Genomic DNA, 25,442 nt, shown 5'->3' with positions numbered 1-25,442 from the left:
TTGCCTGGTCTGACTCCCCCCAATCCAGAAACCACGACCCCACGCTAATCGACTATGAATTTTTTTTGTTGGCGGCCCTGTCGCTGGGCCGGCTTTTTCCTGGTTGGCCTGTGGTTTTGCCTGGCCTGTCCTCCTTGGGCCCTAGCGGCCCCTCCCTCTCTGACCTACGCGCCCTATCTGCAACAGGTGCAAGACCAGATCACAGAGTTCTCTCTGGAAAACGGGCTGAAAGTCATTGTGCTCGAAAACCACGCGGCCCCCGTTGTTTCCTTCTTTACCTATGCTGATGTTGGTGGTGTGGATGAACCGGAGGGTAAAACCGGCGTGGCCCACTTTCTAGAACATTTAGCCTTTAAGGGAACCCGTCGCATTGGCACCCAGGACTACGCTGCAGAACGGAAATTACTGGATCAACTCGATCAATTGGCCCTGCAGATCCGAGCGGCTCGACTACAGGGAGAAAAGCCCAATCCGGCCCTGCAAAAGCAGTTCGAGCAAGTACAGGCCGAGGCTGAAAAGTACGTTAAGCCCAATGAATTTAGCCAAATTATCCAAATGGCTGGAGGAGTTGGCCTGAATGCGGCCACCTCGGCGGATGCCACCATGTACTTCTACAGCTTGCCTGCCAATAAACTGGAACTCTGGATGTCCCTGGAATCAGAGCGCTTTTTAGAGCCGGTTTTTCGTGGTTTTTACCAGGAGCAACAGGTGATTCTCGAAGAGCGGCGGATGCGTACCGAGAATAACCCCATGGGCCGGATGGTAGAAGCCTTTTTAGATCAGGCCTTTGTGAAGCATCCCTACAAGCGACCCGTGATCGGCTACGATGCCGATATCCGTAACCTGAGTCGCCAGGATGTGACGGATTTTTTTGAAGCCTACTACGGGCCAGCCAATTTGACCCTAGTGATTGTGGGAGATGTGGATCCCCAACAGGTAAAGACGCTTGCTCAACGCTATTTTGGTCGTTTTCCGGCCCGGCCCCAACCGCCAACCCTGACCGTCGTTGAACCGCCCCAACAACAGACTCGCACCATTACCCTGCGTTTGCCTTCCCAGCCCTGGTACCTAGAGGGCTATCATCGCCCGGCCATGAGTCATCCCGATAATGCGGTCTACGAGGTCATTGCCACCCTGATGAGTGATGGCCGCACCTCTCGCCTCTACCAGGCCCTAGTGCAGGATCAACAAGTGGCCCTGACTGCCCAAGGGTTCAACGGCTTTCCGGGGGATAAGTACCCCAACCTGATGCTCTTCTACGCTCAGAGTACACCGAACACTGACCTTACGACCCTGGCTCAGGCCCTGGGCCAGGAAATTGAACGACTGAAACAGGAGCCCGTCACACCGGAAGAATTGGAACGAGTCAAAAATCAACTCCAGGCCGACCTCCTACGGTCCCTAGATTCTAATCAGGGCATGGCCCGACTGTTGGCGGAGTACGAAGTTAAAACTGGCGACTGGCGTAATTTGTTTCAACAACTAGAAGCAGTGGCCGCCGTTACCCCAGCGGATATTCAGCGGGTGGCCCGTCAAACCTTTACCCCGGAAAATCGCACCATTGGCCGCATTCTTCCCGCTGATACTCCCAACTAGGCTAATCCCTAGCTAAATTCGTTAGGCTAGACAAAGGCCCAAGATCAAGGAATGCGAGAGGGGAAAAGAGCGTATGGGAGACTTAAACACGGCGGAATTATTGGTGCAATGCCTGGAAAACGAAGGCGTTGAGTATATTTTTGGCCTGCCGGGGGAAGAGAATTTACATATCCTAGAGGCCTTAAAACACTCCTCCATTCGCTTTATCACGACGCGCCACGAACAAGGGGCCGCCTTTATGGCCGATGTCTATGGCCGTCTGACGGGCAAAGCTGGAGTTTGTTTATCCACCCTTGGCCCTGGGGCCACAAATCTGCTGACGGGGGTAGCCGACGCCAACCTCGATGGTGCGCCCCTAGTGGCCATAACCGGCCAAGTGGGAACCGACCGCATGCACATTGAATCCCACCAGTACCTCGATTTGGTGGCCATGTTTAGCCCTGTCACCAAGTGGAATCGTCAAATTGTGCGCCCCAGCATTACGCCGGAGGTAGTTCGCAAGGCCTTTAAACGGGCCCAATCGGAAAAACCGGGGGCAACTCACATTGATCTACCGGAAAACATCGCCGCCATGCCCGCCACAGGCCAACCCCTCAACCGAGACCAGCAGGAAAAAGTCTATGCCGCCTTTAAAACCCTCAATAATGCCGCAATTGCCATCTCCAAGGCCAAAAATCCGCTAATCCTGGCTGGCAATGGGGCCATTCGGGCCGGGGCCAGCGAGGCCTTGACGGAATTTGCAACGCTCTTAAATATCCCAGTGGCCAACACCTTTATGGGCAAGGGCAGTATTCCCTATACCCATCCCCTGGCCCTGTGGACGGTGGGCCTGCAACAACGGGATCATATTACCTGTGCCTTTGAACGCAGTGACCTGGTGATTGCCGTGGGCTACGATCTCATCGAATACTCCCCCAAAAAATGGAATCCTCAGGGCGACCTGCCGATTATTCACATTGGCATGACCCCAGCGGAGATCGACAGCAGTTATATTCCCCTGGTGGAAGTGGTAGGAGATATCTCTGATTCCCTGCTTGATTTGTTGAAACGGGCCGACCGTCAGGGCAAAACAGCCCCCTATGGTACAACGCTCCGGGCCGATATTCGTGCCGAATACGAACACTATGCCCAGGATGAAGGCTTTCCCGTTAAGCCCCAGAAGTTAATCTACGACCTGCGCCAAGTGATGGGAGCCGAGGATATTGTCATTTCCGATGTGGGGGCCCATAAGATGTGGATGGCTCGCCATTATCACTGCGATGCCCCCAATACTTGCCTCATTTCCAATGGTTTTGCCGCCATGGGCATTGCCATTCCAGGAGCCCTAGCCGCCAAGCTTGTCTATCCCCAGCGCAAGGTCGTAGCGGTCACGGGGGATGGGGGCTTCATGATGAACTGCCAGGAACTAGAGACAGCCCTGCGGGTTGGAACCCCCTTTGTCACCCTGATTTTTAACGACAATGGCTATGGCCTGATCGAATGGAAACAGATCAATCAATTTGGCGAAGCGGCCTTTGTCAAATTTGGTAATCCCGATTTTGTGAAATTTGCCGAAAGTATGGGCCTCAAAGGCTATCGAGTGAGCAACGCCGCTGACCTCATTCCCATCCTCCAGGAGGCCCTGGCCCAGCCAATTCCCACCGTGATCGATTGCCCGGTGGATTATCGAGAAAATATGCGTTTTTCCCAAAAAGCCGGGGATTTAACCTGTGACATCTGGGAATAGGGGCAGCGACTCAGGGATCAGATGTTTCACTCGACTCCATCACCGGAATCTGCAATAGGTACTTATAGCCTGTTTGCGAATCCCCTTCGATGAAAAGATGGCCGCCATGCTCTTCGAGAAAATAACAACCTAAAATCAAACCCAGTAAATGGGGGGACAAAGCATCGGGAAGCGTCTCATCTTGAGCTAGGAAAGACTTGAGTTGAGCGATAGTCAGGGCCTGTTCTGGGGAAAGCCGACTAGGGTCATTGACTTCCCTTCGTATTGGCGGAATGACCGGAATCGTGATCGCATCAGTTAGCGGCAGATGGATATGGGGAAGGCCGGCGCCAATCTCGGGATGCGTCAACCAGAGTGTTGCATTGAGTGTTGGCTGGTCTCCCCAAATATGAATGTGAACTTCCCCGTTGGGCTCTGCGGTATCCAGCATACTGAGCATTAAGTAGTGGAAAGCTTGGCGAATACCGTGTTTGTCGAGGGGCCAAACCCGTTGCGCCGAGGCCAGGGATAGCTGGAGAGATTGCTGTTTTTGCTGGGCGATGGCAGTCAGGTAGGCGATCACCTGTTGGGCAAGCATCCCCACGTCCACTAGGCTAATCTGCCGGTGGGATGAGGCGGTGACGGGGGCCTCTAAACTGAGAATTTCTGCCATCAGGGTATGAATCGTTTTGCCACTATGGTTAATAATTTCAAGATATTCCTGTTGCTTCGTATTGAGTTGCCCAAAAACCTCATTGGCAAGAACCCGAGACATACCAATCACTGCCGTTAAAGCTGGCTGAGTTTGCTGAATGAGTTGGTAAAGGAGTTGTAATTTCAGCGGGGCCAGAAATTCAGTTTTTTCAGTTACGGGCGATGGACTGGCGTTGGTGACAAGCGTATTGGGCAAGGCTACCCGCTCAATTTCCGCCATACACCAGCGGGCCGTCACACTCATCAGGGCCAATTCGTGGCCGAGGAAGGGGTGAGGAACAAGATCCAACACCTCTAAACAGCCAATACACTGACCACTATGGGTGATTAGGGGAACACCGATATAAGCCTGAATTCCCAAGTATTGGTGAAAAACACTCGGACAAAAGAGCGGATCAGTGGCCAGATTTGGCGAATAGACCGGGGCCTGACTATCGGCGACCAAGGAAGCCAAGGTATCCTGGCGGGGTAATGGCTGTTGGCGGGCCAAGGGATGGGAAAAATTCAGGATAGATAAACCCACGGCTGCCTTAACCCAAGCTTGTTCGTGAACCAGGAGGGTAACTTGCCCCAGGGGAAAGCGCAGAACCTGAGAGACAATCTGAAGGGCTTCGTCAAAGCAGGGAAGGGTAACTTGACCAAGCAAACCCAGGGACTGGATCGCCTCAAAGCGTTTGGTTTCTCGCGCGCCGGGAGACAATTGATCTAGCGGACAGGCCAGGATGTAATCGGACGAAAACTGAAACGCAGTATTCTCTGGAGACATTACCACACCTAAATCAGGCCTATAGCCAGTGAATAGGGCTAGGAAGTTACCAGCACCGAACCAGCTTCATACCTTAAGACTCCCCTATTGTAGTTCAAATCAATGAAAATTCATGTCAAAACTTTCCCCTAGCCATAGGAAATCTTGGAAAAAGGGAGTTCCAAGAAGAAATGATGGGGTCTTGCTACTTTTAAATAAAGCTAAATGAGTATATTCGAGATAAAACTCAATGGATATATATCGACATCTTTCACCTAGTATAAGGAAAGAGAACTATAGGAATCGGCGATTAATTGCCCATCGCCTAGACTACCGTCAACGAAAACGAAGGGAAAGTGTATCCAGATACCCAAGCTATCATCTCCAGCAAGAGGGCCGTCTTTCCGGCTCGACAGCCATTATGTGGGGAGCATTGCTTAGGCAGCCTAGAGACGATGGATATGAAGGTTAAAAAATCTGCTTAGGTCGCTCCTATGCTTGTGGAGATGATCGATGCTTCTAAGGAAGCGACCTAAAAAAACGGGGTCTCTAGCAGAGTAGAGACCAAGTACAAGCTTACCAACTGGATTTGACGACCCCCGGCAGGAGGCCTTGGTGGGCCCATTCCCGGAGCACATTACGGCACAGGCCAAAATCACGGTAGTAGGAACGGGGACGACCCGTGACTTGACAGCGATTACGACGGCGGGAAGGCGCACTGTTGCGGGGCAGTTGTTGAATTTTTTGGTGGGCCAAGAGTTTGTCTTCGAGGGTTTCAGCTTGGCGAAATTCTTCTTTTAAGGCTTCTCGTTTGGCGGCATACTTGGCGACTAAGCGACTGCGGCGCTTATCTCGCTCGATCATGGATTTTTTGGCCATAGGGACTTAGGACTAGCAATTTATCTAAAAATCAGCGTTTCCTATGCTATCACATTGCTTGGGATTCTCCTAGACCCTCTCCCACTCAAGGCCGTAACAAACTGTTGCAGGGCAAAAGTTCGTCACCAACCTATGCCAGAATATTAAGGCTGTTTGGGGTTGATTGACCCATCCTTGAATCAAAGAGAAACCAAAAGCTAGAGTGTTATGAAAGTTGGCGATCGTGTCCGTGTGACCAGTTCCGTTATTGTTTACCATCATCCCCAGCATCGGCCAGAGGCCTTTGACCTCAAGGATTTAGAAGGGGAGGTGCTTGCTGTGCTAACGGAATGGCAAGGGAGACCGATTAGTGCCAATCTGCCGGTACTGGTGCAATTTGACAAGCGTTTTAAGGCCCATTTTCGGGAGAATGAACTGACTCTCATCTAGGTAATTACCGCAAACACTAATTCTCGCCTAAGTAATTACCACGAATTTTGCCTAAAAGCAGTTGCCCTCGGGATTAGGAAGGGATAATTAAGGCAGACGCTTTTGTCCCGAGAACAATGCTCACGCCCCAGGCCATTGAGTCGAGTATTATTCGCAATCCGGTCACGATCTCGCCGGCTATGACCCTCCAGGCTGTGATTACAGAATTGGGACGTTGGCCCTTGGGCTCCCGTTGCGGCTGTTTGCTGGTTATAGCCGAAGAAAAAATTGTTGGCATGTTAGCCGAGCGCGATATTGTGGAGGCCCTGGTGCAAAATCAGGCCCTGGCAACGGTCACTGTAGCAGAGGTCTTGCATCCCCTCCAGGCCAGTCTGCGGCCCTGGGAATTAAATGACCCCCTCCGTCTCATTCGCAAATTTCAACAAAATTGCTGTCCGAGCCTCCCCCTCCTGGATGAGCAGGGCCATCTCCTGGGCCTGATCACACGGGATAATCTTCTCCAGGCCCTGAACCCAGACAGCACGGCTAACACCCTTTCGGCCCAACGGTTACGGGATAGCCAACGAATCGCCCACGTTGGCAGTTGGGAGATGGACTTGCAAAGCCATCAGGCCTATTGGTCGGAGGAAGTCTTTCGGATCTTTGAGTTAGATCCAGAGCAATTCGAGGTTTCCTACGAAGCGTTCTTAGACCTTGTGCATCCAGAGGATCGAGAACGGGTCAACGAAGCCTTTACGCAACACCTCGATAATGGCCTTCCCTACGACATTGTGCATCGTTTGCTGATGCCCGATGGTCGCATTAAGTACCTCCAGGAGCAGTGCGAAACCCTCTACACCGAGGAGGGTGTTCCTTATTTTTGTCAGGGAACGGTGCAGGACATTACCCAACTGACGGAAGCGGAACTGGAATTACAACGATTAAATACAGAGTTAGAAACTCGGGTGATCCAGCGAACGGAAGAGCTAGAAGCCCAAAAAATTCGCTACCAGGCCCTAATGGAAGGGGCTGGGGATGCCATCATTCTGGCCAATCAGCAAGGCTATATTTTAGAAGTCAATCGTAAGGCAGAAATGCTTCTCGGCTACCCACGGACAGAATTAATGGGGATGCATTTTAGCCAACTCCATCACCCTGAGGATGTGCCGAAAGTGATCCAGGCCTTTGAGGACTTGGCCGAGCAAAGACGTTCCCAGGTACATGACGTTAATTTTCTCTGTCGGAATGGGGAGTTAGTGCCTGTTGATATTACCGCTTCAGTGATTGAAGTACAGAACCATACCCTAATTCAAGGCATTTTTCGGGATATTAGTGAACGTAAAACCATCGAGTTGGCCCTGCGTCGCAGTGAAGCCAAATATCGACAAGTTTTTGAAACGGCCCTGGAAGGGATTTGGGTGATTGATGCCGACGCGAAAACCCTGTTTTGTAATCCGGCTCTGGCGGCGATGCTGGGAACCCGTGTTGAGGACATGCCGGGGCGGTCTTTGTTTGAATTTGTCGCGGATAAGGATCAGGCCTTCGTGGAACAGCATCTTGCTTGGCGTCGGCAAGGGATCAGTGAGCACTATGAACTCCCCCTCCGTCGGCCCGATGGCAGGGCCCTTCTCGTCCTGGCTTCTGCTAGCCCTGTTTTAGATGATCAAGGACAATTTATGGGTTCCATGTCCCTGCTCACCGATATCACCGAGCAGAAACGGGCAGAAATTCAACTCCGCAAACGGGAAGCCAACCTCAGAACGGCTCAACGTATTGCCCAAGTGGGGAGTTATGAGTTTGATGTGGCAACGGGCGAGAGTATTTGGTCAGAGGAAATTTTCCGACTTTTTGGCCGGCCCCAGGCCCTGGGAGCCCCGACTTTTGAGGAACTCCAAACCCTTCTACATCCAGAGGATCGTAGTCTCCATGCGCAAGTGGTACAGAATGCCATTAGCCAGGCCAGGCCCTACGAGATAGAATGCCGTTTTTATCGAACCGACGGGAGTCTCGGCTATTGCCTGGCTCGGGGAGAGCCCCTGACAGACGCAACGGGAAAAGTTGTACAAATCGTTGGCACCGTACTCGACTTAACAACCCGGAAAGCGGCTGAGTTGGCCTTCCAAGCCAAATCCGAGGAATTAAATCGTTTCTTTTCCCTGTCTCTTGACCTGATGTATATCGGCACCTTAGATGGCCGAATTGTACGGGTTAACCAGCAATGGACGGAGGTTTTAGGCTACGAGGTGGCGGAACTGGAGGGGGCCTACTTCATGGATTACGTCCACCCTGATGACTGGCAAAAAACCAAAGATATTGCCGCTGAACTGATGGTTCACCGAGCAATTCCTGACTTCACCAATCGCTATCGCTGTCAGGACGGCTCCTATCGTTGGCTTGAATGGCGAACGGTAATTAGCGAGGATAAAATGTTTGCCATTGCTCGGGATATTACGGAGTGGATTGAGGAAGAAGACATCCGCCGTCAACGAGCGGAACGGGCAACTCTATTGGCGGAGATCAGCCAGCGCATTCGCCAATCCCTGGATTTGCAAAGGATCTTTGATACCGCTTGCCAGGAAATTCGGGTGGTGATGGGGGTGGACCGGGTGGGCATCTTTAAGTTCTATCCCGATTCGGGCTGTGATGACGGAGAATTTGTTGCAGAGTCCTTTGGTGAGGGAATTTTATCCGTGGTGGGTATTCATATCCATGACCATTGCTTTGGGGATAAGTTCGCTCCCCTTTATCAACAAGGGCGGTACGCCGCCATGGAAAATATCTATGATTTGGAGGAATGCCATACTAATGTCCTATCCTTAATTCAGGTTCGGGCCAATTTGGTGATGCCCCTCCTCTGTGGGGGCCAACTGTGGGGTCTGCTCTGTCTGCACCAGTGTCATCGAACGCGTCAGTGGCAACTGGAGGAAATCGACTTTTGCCAGCACCTGTCTAACCAATTGGCCATTGCCATTCAGCAGGCCGACCTCTTTCAGCAGTTACAACAGGAATTGCAGGAACGGCAACAGGCCCAAAAACTGATCGACGAACGGAACCAGCAGTTGGCTCAGGCTAACGAGGAATTAACCCGAGCCAATCGTCTCAAGGATGAATTTTTAGCCAATACCAGCCATGAACTACGAACACCCCTCAATGCCATTCTGGGCATGGCCGAAGGACTACAGGAGGAAATCTTTGGGGCCATAACCCCAGAACAACGTAAGGCCATCGTTACTATTGAGCGCAGTGGCAGTCATCTACTGTCTTTGATTAACGATATTCTTGATCTAGCTAAGATTGAGGCCGGCCATCTGGTGCTCGATCAGGTTGTGACGCCAGTGATTCCCCTGTGTCAATCGAGCCTGGACTTTATCAAGCATCATGCCTCACAAAAAGGAATTCAGTTAGAGACTCAGTTCCCGGCCCGACTGCCCGATCTGTGGGTGGATGAGCGTCGGATTCGGCAGGTACTGATCAATCTGTTGAATAATGCTGTCAAGTTTACGCCCCCAGGGGGCACCGTAACCCTAGCCGTTAGTTATATTCCCCAGCCGCTAACCACCACGACGGAAGAGGGAATTACCCGTGTCCGTATTTATCGCCAACCCCAAGAAAGCGTGGAGCGTTTTTTGCAAACGGAGCCTCCCCCCTTGACGGATTTTGTGCGGATTGCTGTGAAGGATACGGGCATTGGTATTAGCGATCAGGACATTCAAAAGTTGTTTCAACCCTTCATACAAGTGGATAGCGACCTGAATCGCCAATATGAAGGCACTGGCTTAGGCCTGGCCCTGGTCAAGCGTTTGGTCGAGCTCCACGGTGGTCAGGTGAGCTTAACTAGCGAAGTGGGGGTGGGGAGTTGCTTTAGTATTGACCTGCCCTGCGTATCACTACCTTCGGAACGACAGCCAGAAGCCGTCGCGGATAAAACAATTCCCTTGACTGCGCGGGACACTCCCCCCCTCCTGCTATTGGCTGAGGATAATGCCGCTAATGCATTGACGATGGTCGGCTATCTACAAGTCAAGGGATACCGTCTGCTCTCCGCTAAGGATGGTGAGGAAGCCCTTGCGCTGGCAGAGGCCCATCATCCCGACTTGATTTTGATGGATATTCAAATGCCCCGCATTAGTGGTCTAGAAGCCATCCAACGGATTCGGGCCAACCCTGACCTGACCCAGACACCGATTATTGCCCTCACGGCCCTGGCCATGGAGGGAGACCGGGAACGCTGTTTAGCCGCAGGGGCCAACGAATACATCAGCAAACCCGTTAAGTTAAAGGAACTACTGGCCCTGATCGAGACGCTCCTGGCCCCGTAGACATCATAGATGGCGCGGTTGATGGGGTTGAGCCGGAGGGGCCTTTCCTCACGCTGAGGCAAAATTGATGATTAGACGATGACTTGACAAGAAGGGTTCCAGCTAGCAATCTTAATAGGGAAGCAAACCAGACCTATTCTGACCTCCCACCGAGGATATCTATGCTATCGTTCCTTCCTTCACTGATGCTGGCCCAGGTAGTTACGGCCCCTTTACCTCCAATTCAGGCCGAATATATTACCCAGCCCCAGGAAATTCGGCCCCTTCCCGGCCAACTGAACGATGTACCTGTTTTCAATAGCAATAGTCCCGAAGTCGTGGTAGGCGATGGGATTCTCCTGTCCACCTATCCCCAGGAAGGGAAATACGACCCCCGGGCCCACCTCAACAAACCCCTCAACGGTCGCTTTGATTTTTTCTCCCATCATATTGCCCGTCCCTTTGATTCCCGGCTCCTCTACCAGGGGGTTTTAGTCTCTAATCCCAGCAATCGCTTTGTACGGGTCAAGATTTTGCAAGGGGCCAGTTACCTCACTTCTCCCGATGCCCCCTTTGTTGAACTCCCTTCCCTGGTGGAAGATCCCAAGGGCCAAGTCTTTTCCGGGCCAGGTTCTCGCTTGATGAGCAGCATTTTACGGGGCAAAAGCCAAACCAGCTTTCCTAGCCAAATTATTATTGGCCCTGGCCAGACCCGTCTTCTCTTTACCCTCCCCATCCCACGGAGTAACGCCCGTTCCACCTACCTTCGTCTAGAGAGTGATGGCCCAGTCTATATGGCAAACCTAGCGATGCAGGCCATTCAGGAATTACCGGAAACCATTGCCTCGGCCAAGGAACAAAAACCGACTCCCCCCAAACTACGGCCGCCTTCCCAGGCAGATTGGGAAGCCCTCCTCGTCCGAGGCCGCCTGGCAACGCCCCGAGATAAGGCCCCGACTCCCCCAGAGCAAATTCAGCGCAGTGCTTACTCCCGACCCATCTATGGCCGGGTTGCGGGCATCTCCCTGGGCTCAGAGTGGAAAGGGGCCCTCCTGGATCGCCCCGGAACTAATGTCCTGAGCATTCCTAGCCGCGGGCAGTCCTTTTCCTATCCCCTGAGTACCCTGGATGTCGGCACCCACGGCACGAGCCAAATTCAGAGTGCGCCGATGCTGGCCCGCTACCCAGATACAGCCTATCTGGCCAACGGTAACTATGGGGTTCACTACCAACTCGATCTACCGCTCTACAATGGCACCAAGAGTCGCCAGAGTGTTAGCCTCAGCTTACAGACCCCCCTCAAGCAAGACCAGTACAAAGACCGGCTTTTCTTCCTGAGTAATCCCAATGGTCAAGTTTTTTTCCGGGGTACCGTGAAGGTAAGCTACCAGGATGACCAGGGCCAGGTCCAAGACCGCTATTTTCACATCACCCAACGTCAAGGCCAGATGGGCAGTCCTTTGATTATGCTAAACCTTGAGCCTGGGGAAAAACGCCACGTCAGCCTCGATTTTCTCTATCCTCCCGATGCCACACCGCCCCAGGTGATTACCGTCAAAACTGAAGAACTCTATTATGGCGGCCTCCTACGCCGTTAATCCTCGCCATGCTGGAAACCCTGAATACGGCTCTCTTTTATGTACAACAGTGGGCCAATAACTTGGTCAGTGAGCAATTAACCCATTTGACCCCCTGGAGTCTGGCCCTAATCTGGGGAGCGGGCCTACTCACTAGCCTGACGCCCTGTATGCTTTCCATGCTCCCCTTGACCATTGCCTATATCGGCGGTTATGACCAACAAGGCCCAGGTCAACGCTCGTGGCAATCTCTGTGGTTTGCTCTAGGCCTAGCAACGACATTAGCCGGCCTAGGCTTAATGGCCGCCGCCTTGGGCCAAGTCTATGGCCAAATTGGTTGGGGCCTCCCCCTGCTGGTGAGCCTCATCGCCATTATTATGGGCCTCAATCTGTTAGAGCTGATTCCCCTACGTTTTCCTAGTCTGGGCAGTACCGACTGGATTCAGGCAGATTTTCCCCCGGCCCTGCGTTCTTATCTGATCGGTTTGACCTTTGGCCTGGTGGCCTCGCCCTGTAGCACTCCCGTCTTAGGCAGTCTGCTGGTCTGGGTGGCAGGAACCCAGGATCTGTTGCTGGGAGCCGGCCTGCTCTTGGCCTATACCCTGGGCTATGTGTTGCCGTTGGTTGTAGTCGGCCTCTTTACCGGGGCCTTGAAACGGCTCTTGGCCCTGCGACAGTGGAGTCGCTGGCTTAACCCCATTAGTGGCATGGTCTTAATTAGTTTTGGCCTGTTATCGCTCCTCTTCCGCTTACCCCTTGGGGGAGTTGAGTCTCCCTAGGCTGGAGCGGTCTGTTTCCCTGAATTGCGACGATTCCGCCACCAAGCCCAGAGAGTACTGGCAATAAAAATGCTGGAGTAGGCTCCGCTAGTAAAGCCAATGATTAGGGCCAGGGCAAAAAACTTCAAGGTTTCGCCGCCAAAGAAGAAAATAGCGATCAAGGGTAATAAAGCCGTTAGGGTTGTATTGATAGAACGCGATAGGGTTTGATTAACGGCTGCCTCGACAATTTCATTTACCGAATCATTGGGATTGAGGGTTAGGGTTTCCCGGATGCGGTCATAGATGACAACCGTGTCATTCACAGAAAAACCGATAATGGTCAACAAAGAAACCAGAAATAAACTGTCGATCTCGACCCCGGCCATCAGACTCAGCAAAGCAAAGGCCCCGGCTGTCACTAGTACATCATGGATGAGGGCCAGCACCGCAAAAAAGGCATAGTCCCATTGGAACCTGACTGCTAAATACACAATGATGCCCAGCAGGGATAGGACAAAAGCAATGCTACCGGATTGAAATAATTCTTTCCCAATGGTGGGGCCAACGGTATCAATTTGAATGGTTTCCGCATCAAATTTTCCCACCTTACGACTGAGAGACTGCTGAATCTGATTCCGTTGGTTCACATCCAGGGTCTGACTGCGGATGGCTAAAGTATAGTTTTCAATCACCTGTAGGGTACTATTACCTAATCCCTCTTCTGTTAATACATCGCGTACTTGGGCCACATCAATGGGGGCAGGACAACTTTTATCCTTGGCACAGACTAATTGCAGTTGTAAGCGCGTCCCACCAATGAAATCCAGGCCCGGCTTAATCGGCCAACCGAATTGAGTCCAGGAAATAGCCATGGCAATCAGTCCTAAGACAATGAAGAGTACAGAAAGCGTCCACCAGAGCTTTTCCCACTTGAATAAATTTAAGTACATTTTGGGATTCCTTACTTAACAACGTAATTGATAACTAAACGATCCTAGGACTTAGCCACAGCGGACACATTAGGACAAAAGAGTGTAGGATTCTGGCGCACCTTAGGAATATTTAAAACGACCAATAGCAGTAAGGTACGACTACAGGTGATGGCGGTAAACATGCTGATAACTACCCCAATGGCCAGGGTTAACGCAAACCCTTTGACTAGACCAGAACCGAACCAGAAAAGAGCCGCACAGGCAATTAGGGTGGTGACGTTGCCATCGAGAATGCTAGAAAAGGCTCGATAGAATCCCGATTCCACGGAGCGATAGAGGGTATTACCCGCCCGGAGCTCTTCCCGCGTCCGCTCAAAAATCAAGACGTTGGCATCCACCGCCATGCCGATACTTAAAATAAAGCCTGCAATCCCCGGTAAGGTGAGCGTAACCCCCACTAGAGCAAAGGCCGCTAAACTGAGCAGGGCATAGATCATCAGGGATACATCGGCAATCAGGCCGGGTAGGCGATAGTACACTGCCATAAAGACGAGCACTAATATTAACCCAACGACCCCGGCGACGATACTGCGCCGGATACTGTCCTGGCCTAAACTGGCCCCCACCGTCCGGTTTTCCACCACAGCAACCGGAAAGGGTAAAGAGCCACCACGCAATTGCACGGCTAAATCATTGGCGGTTTCAACGGTGAAGTTGCCGGTAATCACGGCGGCCCCTCCCGTAATCCCCGTGGCCGCAAATTCGACGCCCACCACCGGCGCACTGATCAAGTTGTTATCCAAGAAAATCCCTAAACTGCGGCCCGTTCCTGCCACGTTTTTGGTCAGTTCGGCAAACTTTTTCCCCCCTTCATCATCAAAGCGCAGGGCCACTTCCCAGGCATTACCCGCTTGGGTGGGGGAAGGCCGGGCATCCTTCAAGTTCTTGCCTGTTAGGCCAATGGGGTCAAACAGGGCCAACAGGGCCGCATTACTGCGTTGCTGATCCTGGAGCAATTGCTGAAATTTTTCATTATTTTCGGGACTACTGCTCTGACGGCGGAGCAGTTCCAACTGGCCATCAATTTGGCGCTTAATACTGTATTCAGCCTGGAATTCTCCTTCTGTCCCCTGGCGTTGCTGGCGAAATTCTAATTGGGCTGTTCCCCCCAGAATGCGTTCCGCTTGGCTCGGGTCGGTCACACCGGGCAGTTGCACCACCACTTTGTTTTGGCCCACTGTCTGGACAAAGGGTTCCGAAACGCCTAGGGCATTGACCCGATTTTCAATGACGGTTTTCACGGCGGAGAGGTCTTCCGCATTGATCTGGCTAACCTCCTTGGTCGGCCGGACTTCAATGGTAAGTTGGGCGCCTCCCCTCAAGTCGAGGCCAAGTTGGAGGGGAATGGTGACTAACACAACGCCTGCGGCGATCGCGAGCAAAAAAATTAAGAACAAAAGCCAGCGCTGTCTTTGCATAGGGGCAGAAAATCGGCGAGGAAGGGTCAATCGTGTTACTTAGTTTACCGTTAGCTTGGCCCCCTCAACCAATACTCTATCCCGGCCCCAGAAAATCCAGGCCTGGCTTCCAGACAAGCTAATCTAGGGAAAGTTTTGTCGAGAGGCCGGTATGTATAAAATTTTGTTTGTCTGTTTGGGGAATATTTGCCGTTCTCCCGCCGCCGAAAACATCATGAATCAACACTTGGCCGAAGCAGGCCTGGACGGCAGTATCTATTGCGATTCCGCTGGCACGTCGGGATACCACATCGGTGCACCCCCGGATCGACGTATGGCCGCTAGCCTGCAACAACGGGGTTATCCGGTGACAGGCAGGGCCAGACAATTCGAGTGGGCCGATTTTCGGGAATTTGACCTGATTTTAGCCATGGATCGGGAAAATCAACGGGATATTCTCTCTCTAGATAGTACGGGGCGCTACCATAGCAAAGTTAAGCTATTCTGCGACTATGCCCAGAACCATCGAGAAACAGAAGTCCCCGACCCCTACTACGGTGGCCCAGAGGGCTTTGAAAAGGTGATTACCCTCTTGGAAGATGGCTGTCAGACCCTAGTGGAAGAGCTCAAGAACAAACTCTCAACAGAATCTCAGCCATGATCAGCTCCAGTTCCTGGGGCAACCCAACGACGCAGGGTAAGGGAGTTGGTCACCACCAGCACCGAACTCAGGGCCATCAGGCCAGCAGCCAGGGCCGGACTCAAGGTCAGGCCCCAACGGGGTAACAGGGCCCCGGCCGCCAGGGGAATTGCCAACAGGTTGTAGCCCAGGGCCCAGACCAAATTTTGTCGAATTTTAGCCACGGTTGCTTCGCTCAAGGCCAGGGCCGTCACCACCGCCTTTAACTGGCCCGTCATCAGAACAATATCAGCGGTTTCTAGAGCCACCTCTGTGGCCCCCCGCAGGGAAATTCCCACATCCGCTTGGGCCAGGGCTGGGGCATCGTTAATGCCATCCCCCACCATGGCCACCACTTCCGTTGCTTGCAGGGCCTGGATCACGGCGACTTTTTCTGCAGGACTAACCTGGGCATAGACCTGGGTCAGACCCAAGGGGGCAGCCACGGCCTGGGCCACGCTTTCTTGGTCTCCCGTCAGTAAGATGGTTTTCAGGCCTCTTTGCTGGAGGGCCTGTATGGTTTCTCGGGCATCGAGACGAATGGGATCGGCTAGGGCAATGGCCCCCAGACAGGTTTGATTTTTGGCCAGATAGATCAGGGTTTCGGGCCGGGGGGCAACGGCTGAGAGAAGGGTGATGTCATGGCCCTGAAGCCAAGCCAGGTTACCAGCGTAGTAGGTATCAGGACCAAGACAGGCCTGGACGCCCAACCCCGGTTCCGTGTGGAAATCTGTCGCGGTGAGCAGGGGCAGATGACGGGCCTCGGCCGCCGCCACAATCGCCTGGGCCAGGGGATGGCGAGTGCCCACTTCCAGGGAAGCCAGCAATTGCAGGAGGTCATCCGGGGCGAGGTCGCTAAACAGTAGGTAGTCGGTAATGCTTGGCCGGCCCTGGGTCAGGGTTCCGGTCTTGTCAAAAACAATAGTGGTTAACTGCTGGCTTTTTTCGAGAACATCGCCGCCTTTGATCAGTAGCCCCCGTTCGGCCCCGACTCCCGTGCCTACCAAAATGGCCGTTGGCGTCGCCAGGCCCAAGGCACAGGGGCAGGCCACCACCAGAACGGCAATGGCCAACCGCAGACTGAGCAGTATTGGGGTCCCCTGAGTTGTCATTGCCATCGAGGCCATCCCCGTATGGGCAGGGGTTAGCGTCAATACTTGCGGAAACAGTTGGGTGCCCCAGAGCAACCAAAACAGAAAAGTCAGGAGTGCAATCAGCATCACGCCGTAGGCGAAGTAACCGGCGATGGTATCCACTAATTTTTGGATCGGGGCCTTGCGGGTTTGGGCCTCCGCCACCGACTGAATAATTTGGGCGAGGGTCGTATTCTGGCCCACTTGAGTCGTCTCTAGGGTCAAGAGGCTGGACTGATTGCAACTGCCGGCCATGACTCGGTCGCCGACTTGCTTGAGCACCGGTAGGGATTCTCCCGTAACCAGGGATTCATCCACGGTGCTGTAACCGGCAACCACTCGGCCATCAACGGGAATTTTTTCTCCCGGCAAGACGCGAATCCATTCCCCCAGCCGCACCTGTTCGACAGGAATTTCAATGCCATCGCTTTCTAGATCCCGTCCCAGCAGACGGGCCGTGGCCGGTTGCAGGGCCATTAGACTGGTCAAGGCCGCTCGCGCTCGGTGGCGGGCTCTGCCTTCCAAATGCCGTCCCAGCAGGATAAAGCCCAACAGCATCACGGGTTCATCAAAGAAGCATTGCCAGCCCCATTGGGGAAAACAAAAAGCCAAACTGCTAGCAAGATAAGCACTGCCCGTCCCCAGGGCCACTAGGGTATTCATATTAGGAAAACCCTGGCGGAGACTGCGCCAACCATCCAGAAAAATATCCCGTCCCGGAATCAAGAGGGCCAGGGTAGCCAATAGCCAATGAAATTCCAAACGACTGAGGAAGGGAACCACCGGCCCGCCCAGGTGTTCCAAATGACCTAGGCCAGAAAAGAAGAGTAGACCGGCTGCTACGATCAGGTCTCGGCGTTGCTGTTGCAGGGCCTGATCCGCCTCGGTAATCCCAGGGCCCGTCTTGGCCCCGGCTCGGACTTGGCTGGGAAAGCCCCGCTGGGTTAAATACTCCGCCAGGGCCGCTGGCTCCAGACAATCGACCTCGTACTGCACCACGGCCACCTCTGTTACTAGATTCACATTAGCGGCAAGGACACCAGGATTTTGGGTGAGTTGTCGCTCCACCGCCCGCACACAGCCGGCACATTTCATCCCTTTGACATCAAGGGCCGCCAGAGCCAGAGGAATTTCTGAAGGGGGCTTGGACAGACTGGGAGCAGACAGGGGTTGAACCATAGAAAACCCGATTGATCAAGAAACAAAGCACAAAGCTAGGGCTAAAGCCGAGGCTCCATTGTAGCGGTTGCCGTGGGTTGTAAAGAAAAAAAAACAAGGCCAACAAATGCCGATAAAAGCAGTAAACAATACAAAGAAGGGTCAACTACACTGAAATTTGTCCCCTAACTTGAGGGGAAGGTATCGTCTCCCTATCAAGTTAACCCTCCCCCCTTGTGAATTGAGACCTATGGGAAAACCTACTGGCTTTTTAGAATATGCCCGCGAACTCCCCCAAGAGTTGGCTCCCCCCACCCGCCTGCGCAACTGGGATGAATTTCATTTGCCCATGCCCGATGACAACCTGCGAATCCAGGGGGCCCGCTGCATGGACTGTGGCACCCCCTTCTGCCACACCGGGACGGTGCTCAGCGGCATGGCCAGTGGTTGCCCGATTAATAACCTGATTCCTGAATTTAATGACTTGGTTTACCGGGGCCTCTGGCGTGAGGCCCTAGACCGTTTACATAAAACCAATAACTTTCCGGAATTTACCGGCCGCGTCTGCCCTGCCCCCTGTGAAGGGGCCTGTGTCTTGGGCATTAATAATCCGCCAGTGACAATCAAAAATATTGAATATTCCATCATCGACAAGGGATGGCAAGAAGGCTGGATCACCCCGGAACCACCAGCCCGGCGCACCGGCAAAAAAGTGGCGATCATTGGCTCAGGGCCAGCAGGCCTATCAGCGGCGGCCCAACTCAATAAGGCCGGCCATTGGGTCACCGTTTACGAACGGGCGGATCGCCCCGGTGGTTTGTTGATGTACGGCATCCCCAACATGAAACTGGATAAGGAAGCCGTGGTTCTTCGTCGCCTGCAAGTTCTAGAAGCGGAGGGCGTCACCTTTATTTGTAATACAGAAATTGGGAAAGACCTACCGGTAGAAACTCTACGACAGGACTACGATGCCATTATTTTGTGTACCGGCTCAACTCGGCCGCGGGATCTACCCATCGAAGGCCGTCACCTCCAGGGGATTCATTTCGCCATGGACTTTCTCACGGCCAATACCAAAGCCATCTTAGACAAGGCCCCAGGGCCAGATTTTATTTCTGCCCAGGATAAAGATGTGGTGATTATCGGCGGCGGTGATACGGGCACCGACTGCGTGGGAACGTCTTTACGTCATCACTGTCGCAGTGTGGTTCAGCTCGAAATTATGCCCAAACCCCCCCTAGAGCGCGCGACCAATAACCCCTGGCCGGAATGGCCCAAGGTCTATAAACTGGACTACGGCCAAGAGGAAGCCGAAGCGGTTTTTGGCCATGACCCCCGGGCCTATCTCACCACTGCCACCCACTTTGAAGGGGATGACCAGGGCCGAGTCAAAGCCGTGCATACCGTCGATATCCAATGGCAGAAAAATGAAAAAGGCCAATTCGTGCCCCAACCGATTGCTGGTACAGAACAAGTCCGGCCAGCCCAATTAGTCCTGTTGGCCATGGGTTTTGTCGGCCCAGAAGAAGGATTGCTCAAGACCTTAAATCTAGAACAGGATGCTCGGGGTAACGTCAAAGCTGACTATGGCCACTACGAAACTAGCATTCCTGGTGTTTTTGCCGCTGGGGATTGCCGTCGGGGCCAGAGTTTAGTGGTTTGGGCCTTTAATGAAGGCCGGGGAGCTGCCAAGGCCTGTGACCTGTATCTGATGGGGGAAACAGACCTACCCTAGGCAGTGGCTTGCTGGTAGCGGGCCAGCACCTCACTCTCGGGGCCATAGACCCCCTCGATCTGCTGATGACAACAATCAATGGCAAAATCATTAAAATCTTCGGGGGGAATGCCAAACATGGCCTCGAAGGTTTCCGGCAAAACGCGGCAAAAACGAGGGCGCTGGTCGTAAATCTGACACTGCCGGGTTTCGGCGTTGTAGTGAATGCACCAGCCCCCCTCTCCCACCAAGCTCAGGTAGAGGGTCAATTCCTCCGGGCTAAGGTAATCGGCTAGCTCGGGACGATCTGTGGGGTCGAGGTGACAGCAGGCCCCACACCCCTGGATACATTGCCAATGGGCCATGACGGTTCAACTCCAGTGTTGTAACAAAAGTTTATGTATTTTTATGTCTTAGCTGAAAGAGAGCGAAACCAGGCCAGCTATGATAGACAGTGGTTTTCTTTCGGTTTCCACCTGCAACCTTATATAATACCAAGTCAAATTAAGCATCCTTCAGGAGAACTTATGGAGTTAATAGCCGCCCTTAATTTAGAACCCATTTTCCAATTGACCTTTGTTTCTCTGATTATGATCGCTGGCCCTGCCATTGTTTTCGTGCTTGCTTTTCGGGGTGGCGACCTGTAGAGACAGTTGTGTCGTCCTCCTTTTTCAGAAAGCCTTCCCTGGGGAAGGTTTTTCTTTGACTAGAAGCCTGCACTGGCTACAAACTGAGCCAGGGCCGTTTCAGCGGCGTAGAGGGAAGCACTGGTATCGCCAAAGGGGGCCAACCAATTGCGACCAAAGACCTCATTGCTGGGGCCAGAAGTCGCCTGGCGTTCTAGAGGCGTATCAATGGCCTTGCTAATTAAATCAGCACTGGCTACCTTATTGCGAAGAATAGTGAGATCGGGCTCTTCTCCATTACTGGCCCCCAGGGCCACGGCCAAAGCAAAATTGACTGGCGTGACTTTGTTTTGATCCAACAGGCCTGTCCAGAAGTCCCAACCGCCTTGCTCTGGATCTCGATTAAAGGCCAAGTTATAGACTTTTTTGACCTTGTCGCGATTACTCAAAGCCCCATAGAGACGGTTGGCCTCACTGCCCGTCCCAAAGTTATTGGCTAGGGTTTCAAACTCAGGACTTCCAAAGACCACCGGCTGAGAACCAAAGACTTGATTCCAAAAGGCTAGACCACCGGGATCACCCGGCCGGCCGTAGTAGGCCACGTAGGCAATCTGGACAGTACCTCCCGTCAACACCAGGGGACTGGTCGGGGTATCATCCTGTTCAATCGTGCCAATGGCTTGAGATTTTTGGATAACAGCATTGCTGGCATTACTCAGATTGACCACAAAGGTTTCGCTATTCTCGTTGGTAGTATCGCCAATAATCGGCACATTAATCTGGCCGGTCAGTTGGCCTGCAGGAATGGTAAGAGTGCCATTGGTAGCCGTGAAATCCACATTCGAGGTTGCGGTATGGCCGCTTGGGGTAGATGTTGCAAACTTAACGGTTACAGGCTGAAGACTGGCCGGAGAAAGAGTAACAGTGAAAGTTAAATTTTTAGTGCCGCTGTTTCCTTCCCAAATAGCCGAATCTTGAATGCTGAGGCTAGGAAAATTATTTTGCACGATTGTTTGGATTATATCCAATCCCGATAGATTATCAACTGTTTCCAAAAATCCACTACCTGGCGTACTGGAAAATGGATCGTTATAAAATTTTTCAATACTAAGATCGGTATTGGCATCTAAAATACCATCTTGATTTAGATCGATAATTAATGTCTGATTTAAACGACCTAAACCCACTTTACCTACTTCAGCTTTAACTAGGGAAATCTGAGTACCATTTAACGTTAATCTGTCGTTGCCTATTGAATCATAGATTACGCTACCCGCAGCATTATTGACATTCAGAATGTAAGAATCATTGCCATTATTTCCATAAAGAGAATCTTTACCACCGCCACCATTGATAACATCATCTCCATCACCAGTTTCAATGTCATCATTGGCTACTGTTCCCGTAATATGAAAGCGCTCTATGCCAGAGAAGCTAATGTAGTCATTATCATAGCCAGAGTTATAATCGGCACTGTAAGAACCATTGAATCCAGACGTACTATTGTTGTAAATAGAGCTTCTGATGCCTGCTTTAGGGGAGGTTCCATTGTAGGTATTACTAGAATAATCCACTATTAATAAATCATTGCCCAGTCCTCCATCTACTTTGTCATAGCCTAATCCTGGATTAATTGTGTCGTCTCCACCACCAGTTTTTAAATCATTATCAGTGCGTTGGCTGTAGGTAATAACATCATTGCCATTACCTGTTATCAGATTTGTAAAATACTCAATATTTTTAGCGATGCTACCATTGGGTAGTGAAATGGCGGAATGAGTTGTTCCAGCTTCATCAAAGCTAAGTCCCGTTGTTATCGTACCAAAATTACCATTGATGAGTCGGTCTATTCCCTGACCAGCATCTATCGTATCAATTCCATTATTATTATCAATAACATCATCTCCATCGCCTGCATTAACTATATCGTTACCGTCATTCGCATTAATGGTATCGTTACCACCGCCACTATTGATAACATCATCTCCATCACCAGTTTCAATGTCATCATTGGCTACTGTTCCCGTAATATGAAAGCGCTCTATGCCAGAGAAGCTAATGTAGTCATTATCATAGCCAGAGTTATAATCGGCACTGTAAGAACCATTGAATCCAGACGTACTATTGTTGTAAATAGAGCTTCTGATGCCTGCTTTAGGGGAGGTTCCATTGTAAGTATTACTAGAATAATCCACTATTAATAAATCATTGCCCAGTCCTCCATCTACTTTGTCATAGCCTAATCCTGGATTAATTGTGTCGTCTCCACCACCAGTTTTTAAATCATTATCAGTGCGTTGGCTGTAGTTAATGACATCATCACTATTGCCTGTTATTAGATTTGTAAAATACTCAATATTTTTAGCGATGCTACCATTGGGTAGTGAAATGGCGGAATGAGTTGTTCCCGTTTCATCAAAGCTAAGTCCCGTTGTTATCGTACCAAAATTACCATTGATGAGTCGGTCTATTCCCTGGCCAGCATCTATCGTATCAATTCCATTGTTGTTATCAATAACATCATCTCCATCGCCTGCATTAACTATATCATTACCATCATTCACATTAATGGTATCGTTACCACCGCCACTATTGATAACATCATCTCCATCGCCAGTTTCAATGTCATCATTGGCTACTGTTCCCGTAATATGAAAGCGCTCTATGCCAGAGAAGCTAATGTAGTCATTATCATAGCCAGAGTTATAATCGGCACTGTAAGAACCATTAAAGCCAGAGGTACTATTGTTGTAAATAGAGCTTCTGATGCCTGCGTTAGGTGAGGTTCCATTGTAAGTATTACTAGAATAATTTACTATTAATAAATCATTGCCCAGTCCTCCATCTACTTTGTCATAGCCTAATCCTGGATTAATTGTGTCGTCTCCACCACCAGTTTTTAAATCATTATCAGTGCGTTGGCTGTAGTTAATGACATCATTGCCATTACCTGTTATTAGATTTGTAAAATACTCAATATTTTTAGCGATGCTACCATTGGGTAGTGAAATGGCGGAATGAGTTGTTCCCGTTTCATCAAAGCTAAGTCCCGTTGTTATCGTACCAAAATTACCATTGATGAGTCGATCTATTCCTTGACCAGCATCTATTGTATCAATTCCATTGTTGTTATCAATAACATCATCTCCATCACCTGCATTAATCACATCATTACCGTCATTCGCATTAATGGTATCGTTACCATCACCACTATTGATAACATCATCTCCATCACCAGTTTCAATGTCATCATTCGCTATAGTTCCCGTAATATGAAAGCGCTCTATGCCAGAGAAGCTAATATAGTCATCATCATAGCCAGAGTTATAGTAAGCACTGTAAGAACCATTGAATCCAGACGTACTATTGTTGTAGATATAGCTTCTGATGCCTGCGTTAGGTGAGGTTCCATTGTAGGCATTACTAGAATAATCCACTATCAATAAGTCATTTCCCGCTCCTCCATCTACTTTGTCATTACCCAATCCTGGATTGATCGTGTCATCCTCTGCGGTTCCTAGAATTGTATTATTTCCGTTGGTTCCTGTGAAATTCGCTTGTTCTACTAATAAATTTTGTCCTTCAATCACCATAAAAATTAAGTCATTTTCAGCCTGCAGTCTTCTTAAGTTCAGTTCTGACAGATCTTGGTTTAACGCTACGTTGGCAAAATATTCCCCCTCATCCCCAGGTGAATCGCTCTCATTTACTAGCACATCGACAAAATGGCCAACCTCCTCCAACACCACCGCCGTAATCACACTGGCTGGAGCCGTGGCCAGGAATCTCTCAGACAAATAGATGGTGTTATTGGCCTGGGCATAGGCCCCAGAGGCCGTTCCCAGGGACTCGGTTTCAACAACTTGGATAGCCGGTAACTGGCTAAAATCCCCGTTGGCCCATTGCAGCCGCAGGGCCTCGGCCGCTGCAAAATCGTAGCCCGTGCCGTAGATAGCTTCAAACTGGCCCCAGAAGGACTCCAGGGTAGCGAAGTGAGTTAAGTAGCTGTAAACGCCAAAGAGATCAAACTGCTGGATATTCATACCTGAAAAGACTGAGAACCTTCACGCCTATCAGGCTAGCGCTAAATTTCAGTTGGAAAAGCAGTGATAGGATAAAACTTTCCAAAAATATACAAATCTTTAGATAAACCTTGGAGACTAAAGAAAATACTGATGTGGCAAACCCTCCACAGGTTTAGCACCAATAACCAGAAAGCCATGTGAGGTAAATGTGCAAGAACAAGATTAGTCCTAAATCTCTCAATGCCACACAGTTATCGCTCCTTTACTTGGCTCTGGAGGGCCAGTCCCGCCATCGTCAAAGTCGGCAACAGCAAAGGCCCAAAGCCAAAATAATGGGTTAATAGGCCTCCCACCATGGCCCCGAGGCTAAATCCTAATAAAGAACTACCGAATTTTCCTAATCGTTGTTGCAGGGCCGAATATTCCGAGACTAGAGGAGAAACTTGGGGTGATAGTTGAATCAGGCTAAAGGAGGAGAGATCCATGGTGAACTGGGTTAAATTATTAGTCATAGCTGTAGTCGGCGCTAAATTCCCCAAGGTTTCCCGCATGGCAGTGTTGTGAATCCCCATGGAAATAACGCCCAGGGAACCCGCCAAGAATAGGGCCAAATCCTTCAGCGGCGAAGTATTCAAACCGCTGTAAATTAGGCAAAAGCCAGTAAAGACTAAGAGGCTACTGGCCTCCAGCCAGAAAAAATGGAAAGGGCGGATGGCCCGGAATCGAGAAAAGAGAGTACTGCCCATCACCGCTGCCATAAAGAGAGGAATAATCGTCAGTCTAATCCAGGTGATTTTTGGCCCGACGCCAACAAAGTCTGTCACTGCCACCACTAAGTTACCGGTGATATGGGCCGTGAATAAATGATTAAGGCCTAAAAAACTGGTGGCATCGACAAAACCGGCAACCCCACTCAATAGCAGAGCCAAAATATTGGCATGGTTTAAGAATTGCTTCATGCTCTTGTTGGGATGGTTTTCATCGTTGTCTTGCCTAACTGTTAAGAAGTCTTGAGCAAATTTGGCCCTTCGGTAA

At 51.1% G+C, this 25,442-nt stretch carries 17 protein-coding genes and 1 pseudogene; 9 read left to right on the top strand and 9 right to left on the bottom strand.

What is annotated here, in order from left to right; genetic code table 11:
* Window positions 1–54 precede the first annotated feature (54 nt).
* The gene (locus ABXS88_RS10260) at window positions 55–1,596 is read left to right on the top strand and encodes a pitrilysin family protein (RefSeq protein ID WP_353671951.1); all 1,542 of its coding nucleotides are present in this window, start codon (window positions 55–57) and stop codon (window positions 1,594–1,596) included.
* A 73-nt stretch (window positions 1,597–1,669) separates the two neighbouring features.
* Entirely contained in the window at window positions 1,670–3,322 is a 1,653-nt protein-coding gene (locus tag ABXS88_RS10255; protein ID WP_353671950.1) for an acetolactate synthase large subunit, read from the top strand.
* A 10-nt stretch (window positions 3,323–3,332) separates the two neighbouring features.
* On the opposite strand, the gene ABXS88_RS10250 is transcribed toward ABXS88_RS10255, so the two are convergent.
* Window positions 3,333–4,781, bottom strand: a complete 1,449-nt coding sequence (locus ABXS88_RS10250; protein WP_353671949.1) for a GAF domain-containing protein — start codon at window positions 4,779–4,781, stop codon at window positions 3,333–3,335.
* Between the two features lie 555 nt (window positions 4,782–5,336).
* The gene (rpsN, locus tag ABXS88_RS10245) at window positions 5,337–5,639 is read right to left on the bottom strand and encodes a 30S ribosomal protein S14 (protein WP_353671948.1); all 303 of its coding nucleotides are present in this window, start codon (window positions 5,637–5,639) and stop codon (window positions 5,337–5,339) included.
* Window positions 5,640–5,846: 207 nt separating this feature from the next.
* Between rpsN and ABXS88_RS10240 the strand changes: the two genes are divergently transcribed.
* From ABXS88_RS10240 to ABXS88_RS10225, 4 genes are all read left to right on the top strand, one after another.
* Complete coding sequence (locus tag ABXS88_RS10240; RefSeq protein ID WP_353671947.1) at window positions 5,847–6,068, top strand: ferredoxin-thioredoxin reductase variable chain; 222 nt, start codon at window positions 5,847–5,849, stop codon at window positions 6,066–6,068.
* Window positions 6,069–6,184: 116 nt separating this feature from the next.
* Window positions 6,185–10,366, top strand: a complete 4,182-nt coding sequence (locus tag ABXS88_RS10235) for a PAS domain S-box protein (protein ID WP_353671946.1) — start codon at window positions 6,185–6,187, stop codon at window positions 10,364–10,366.
* Window positions 10,367–10,527: 161 nt separating this feature from the next.
* The gene (locus tag ABXS88_RS10230) at window positions 10,528–11,943 is read left to right on the top strand and encodes a DUF3370 domain-containing protein (protein ID WP_353671945.1); all 1,416 of its coding nucleotides are present in this window, start codon (window positions 10,528–10,530) and stop codon (window positions 11,941–11,943) included.
* Window positions 11,944–11,951: 8 nt separating this feature from the next.
* Window positions 11,952–12,701, top strand: coding sequence for a cytochrome c biogenesis protein CcdA (locus tag ABXS88_RS10225; protein ID WP_353671944.1), 750 nt, complete (start codon window positions 11,952–11,954; stop codon window positions 12,699–12,701).
* On the opposite strand, the gene ABXS88_RS10220 is transcribed toward ABXS88_RS10225, so the two are convergent.
* The 3 genes and pseudogenes from ABXS88_RS10220 to secD form a co-directional block, all read right to left on the bottom strand.
* Window positions 12,640–12,801, bottom strand: a complete 162-nt coding sequence (locus ABXS88_RS10220; RefSeq protein ID WP_353671943.1) for a PTPA-CTERM sorting domain-containing protein — start codon at window positions 12,799–12,801, stop codon at window positions 12,640–12,642. The genes ABXS88_RS10225 and ABXS88_RS10220 overlap by 62 nt on opposite strands.
* Window positions 12,737–13,633: pseudogene (gene secF, locus ABXS88_RS10215) on the bottom strand (protein translocase subunit SecF); the annotation flags it as partial. The pseudogene secF and the gene ABXS88_RS10220, both read right to left, overlap by 65 nt.
* Window positions 13,634–13,677: 44 nt before the next feature.
* Window positions 13,678–15,093 (bottom strand): protein translocase subunit SecD, encoded by a 1,416-nt coding sequence (secD, locus tag ABXS88_RS10210; RefSeq protein WP_353671942.1) that lies wholly within the window; start codon window positions 15,091–15,093, stop codon window positions 13,678–13,680.
* A 151-nt stretch (window positions 15,094–15,244) separates the two neighbouring features.
* Here secD and ABXS88_RS10205 point away from each other — a divergent pair, with 151 nt between their 5' ends.
* Window positions 15,245–15,733, top strand: coding sequence for a low molecular weight protein-tyrosine-phosphatase (locus tag ABXS88_RS10205; protein ID WP_353671941.1), 489 nt, complete (start codon window positions 15,245–15,247; stop codon window positions 15,731–15,733).
* On the opposite strand, the gene ABXS88_RS10200 is transcribed toward ABXS88_RS10205, so the two are convergent.
* The gene (locus tag ABXS88_RS10200; RefSeq protein WP_353671940.1) at window positions 15,724–18,063 is read right to left on the bottom strand and encodes a heavy metal translocating P-type ATPase; all 2,340 of its coding nucleotides are present in this window, start codon (window positions 18,061–18,063) and stop codon (window positions 15,724–15,726) included. The two genes, ABXS88_RS10205 and ABXS88_RS10200, sit on opposite strands and share 10 nt — an antisense overlap.
* A 229-nt stretch (window positions 18,064–18,292) precedes the next feature.
* Between ABXS88_RS10200 and gltD the strand changes: the two genes are divergently transcribed.
* A complete protein-coding gene (gltD, locus tag ABXS88_RS10195; RefSeq protein ID WP_353671939.1) occupies window positions 18,293–19,777 on the top strand; it encodes a glutamate synthase small subunit in 1,485 nt (494 codons plus the stop codon).
* Here the strand turns inward: gltD and ABXS88_RS10190 are convergent.
* Window positions 19,774–20,121 carry a YkgJ family cysteine cluster protein gene (locus tag ABXS88_RS10190; protein ID WP_353671938.1) on the bottom strand — a complete coding sequence of 116 codons (348 nt, stop codon included), beginning with the start codon at window positions 20,119–20,121 and terminating at the stop codon, window positions 19,774–19,776. The genes gltD and ABXS88_RS10190 overlap by 4 nt on opposite strands.
* A gap of 162 nt (window positions 20,122–20,283) precedes the next feature.
* On the opposite strand from ABXS88_RS10190, the gene ABXS88_RS10185 reads away from it, so the two are divergent.
* Window positions 20,284–20,403, top strand: coding sequence for a photosystem II reaction center protein Ycf12 (locus tag ABXS88_RS10185; RefSeq protein ID WP_353671937.1), 120 nt, complete (start codon window positions 20,284–20,286; stop codon window positions 20,401–20,403).
* Window positions 20,404–20,462: 59 nt separating this feature from the next.
* Here the strand turns inward: ABXS88_RS10185 and ABXS88_RS10180 are convergent, their stop codons facing one another.
* A complete protein-coding gene (locus ABXS88_RS10180) occupies window positions 20,463–24,425 on the bottom strand; it encodes a Calx-beta domain-containing protein (protein WP_353671936.1) in 3,963 nt (1,320 codons plus the stop codon).
* 233 nt (window positions 24,426–24,658) lie between these two features.
* Window positions 24,659–25,366 (bottom strand): YoaK family protein, encoded by a 708-nt coding sequence (locus ABXS88_RS10175; RefSeq protein ID WP_353671935.1) that lies wholly within the window; start codon window positions 25,364–25,366, stop codon window positions 24,659–24,661.
* Window positions 25,367–25,442 lie beyond the last annotated feature (76 nt).

The sequence above is a fragment of the Synechocystis sp. LKSZ1 genome, from assembly GCF_040436315.1.
Taxonomy (GTDB): Bacteria; Cyanobacteriota; Cyanobacteriia; order Cyanobacteriales; family Microcystaceae; genus Synechocystis.
The sequence above is the reverse complement of the archived record's forward strand: the minus strand, read 5'-3'. Positions and strand labels throughout refer to the sequence as shown.

What these genes read in the sequence shown, in the direction of transcription:
- ABXS88_RS10180 (WP_353671936.1), bottom strand. Translation starts at nt 24,425, where the DNA reads ATGAATATCCAGCAGTTTGATCTCTTTGGCGTTTACAGCTACTTAACT.
- ABXS88_RS10205 (WP_353671941.1), top strand. Translation starts at nt 15,245, where the DNA reads ATGTATAAAATTTTGTTTGTCTGTTTGGGGAATATTTGCCGTTCTCCC.
- gltD (WP_353671939.1), top strand. Translation starts at nt 18,293, where the DNA reads ATGGGAAAACCTACTGGCTTTTTAGAATATGCCCGCGAACTCCCCCAA.
- ABXS88_RS10255 (WP_353671950.1), top strand. Translation starts at nt 1,670, where the DNA reads ATGGGAGACTTAAACACGGCGGAATTATTGGTGCAATGCCTGGAAAAC.
- ABXS88_RS10260 (WP_353671951.1), top strand. Translation starts at nt 55, where the DNA reads ATGAATTTTTTTTGTTGGCGGCCCTGTCGCTGGGCCGGCTTTTTCCTG.
- ABXS88_RS10240 (WP_353671947.1), top strand. Translation starts at nt 5,847, where the DNA reads ATGAAAGTTGGCGATCGTGTCCGTGTGACCAGTTCCGTTATTGTTTAC.
- secD (WP_353671942.1), bottom strand. Translation starts at nt 15,093, where the DNA reads ATGCAAAGACAGCGCTGGCTTTTGTTCTTAATTTTTTTGCTCGCGATC.
- rpsN (WP_353671948.1), bottom strand. Translation starts at nt 5,639, where the DNA reads ATGGCCAAAAAATCCATGATCGAGCGAGATAAGCGCCGCAGTCGCTTA.
- ABXS88_RS10225 (WP_353671944.1), top strand. Translation starts at nt 11,952, where the DNA reads ATGCTGGAAACCCTGAATACGGCTCTCTTTTATGTACAACAGTGGGCC.
- ABXS88_RS10250 (WP_353671949.1), bottom strand. Translation starts at nt 4,781, where the DNA reads ATGTCTCCAGAGAATACTGCGTTTCAGTTTTCGTCCGATTACATCCTG.
- ABXS88_RS10190 (WP_353671938.1), bottom strand. Translation starts at nt 20,121, where the DNA reads ATGGCCCATTGGCAATGTATCCAGGGGTGTGGGGCCTGCTGTCACCTC.
- ABXS88_RS10235 (WP_353671946.1), top strand. Translation starts at nt 6,185, where the DNA reads ATGCTCACGCCCCAGGCCATTGAGTCGAGTATTATTCGCAATCCGGTC.
- ABXS88_RS10200 (WP_353671940.1), bottom strand. Translation starts at nt 18,063, where the DNA reads ATGGTTCAACCCCTGTCTGCTCCCAGTCTGTCCAAGCCCCCTTCAGAA.
- ABXS88_RS10185 (WP_353671937.1), top strand. Translation starts at nt 20,284, where the DNA reads ATGGAGTTAATAGCCGCCCTTAATTTAGAACCCATTTTCCAATTGACC.
- ABXS88_RS10175 (WP_353671935.1), bottom strand. Translation starts at nt 25,366, where the DNA reads ATGAAGCAATTCTTAAACCATGCCAATATTTTGGCTCTGCTATTGAGT.
- ABXS88_RS10230 (WP_353671945.1), top strand. Translation starts at nt 10,528, where the DNA reads ATGCTATCGTTCCTTCCTTCACTGATGCTGGCCCAGGTAGTTACGGCC.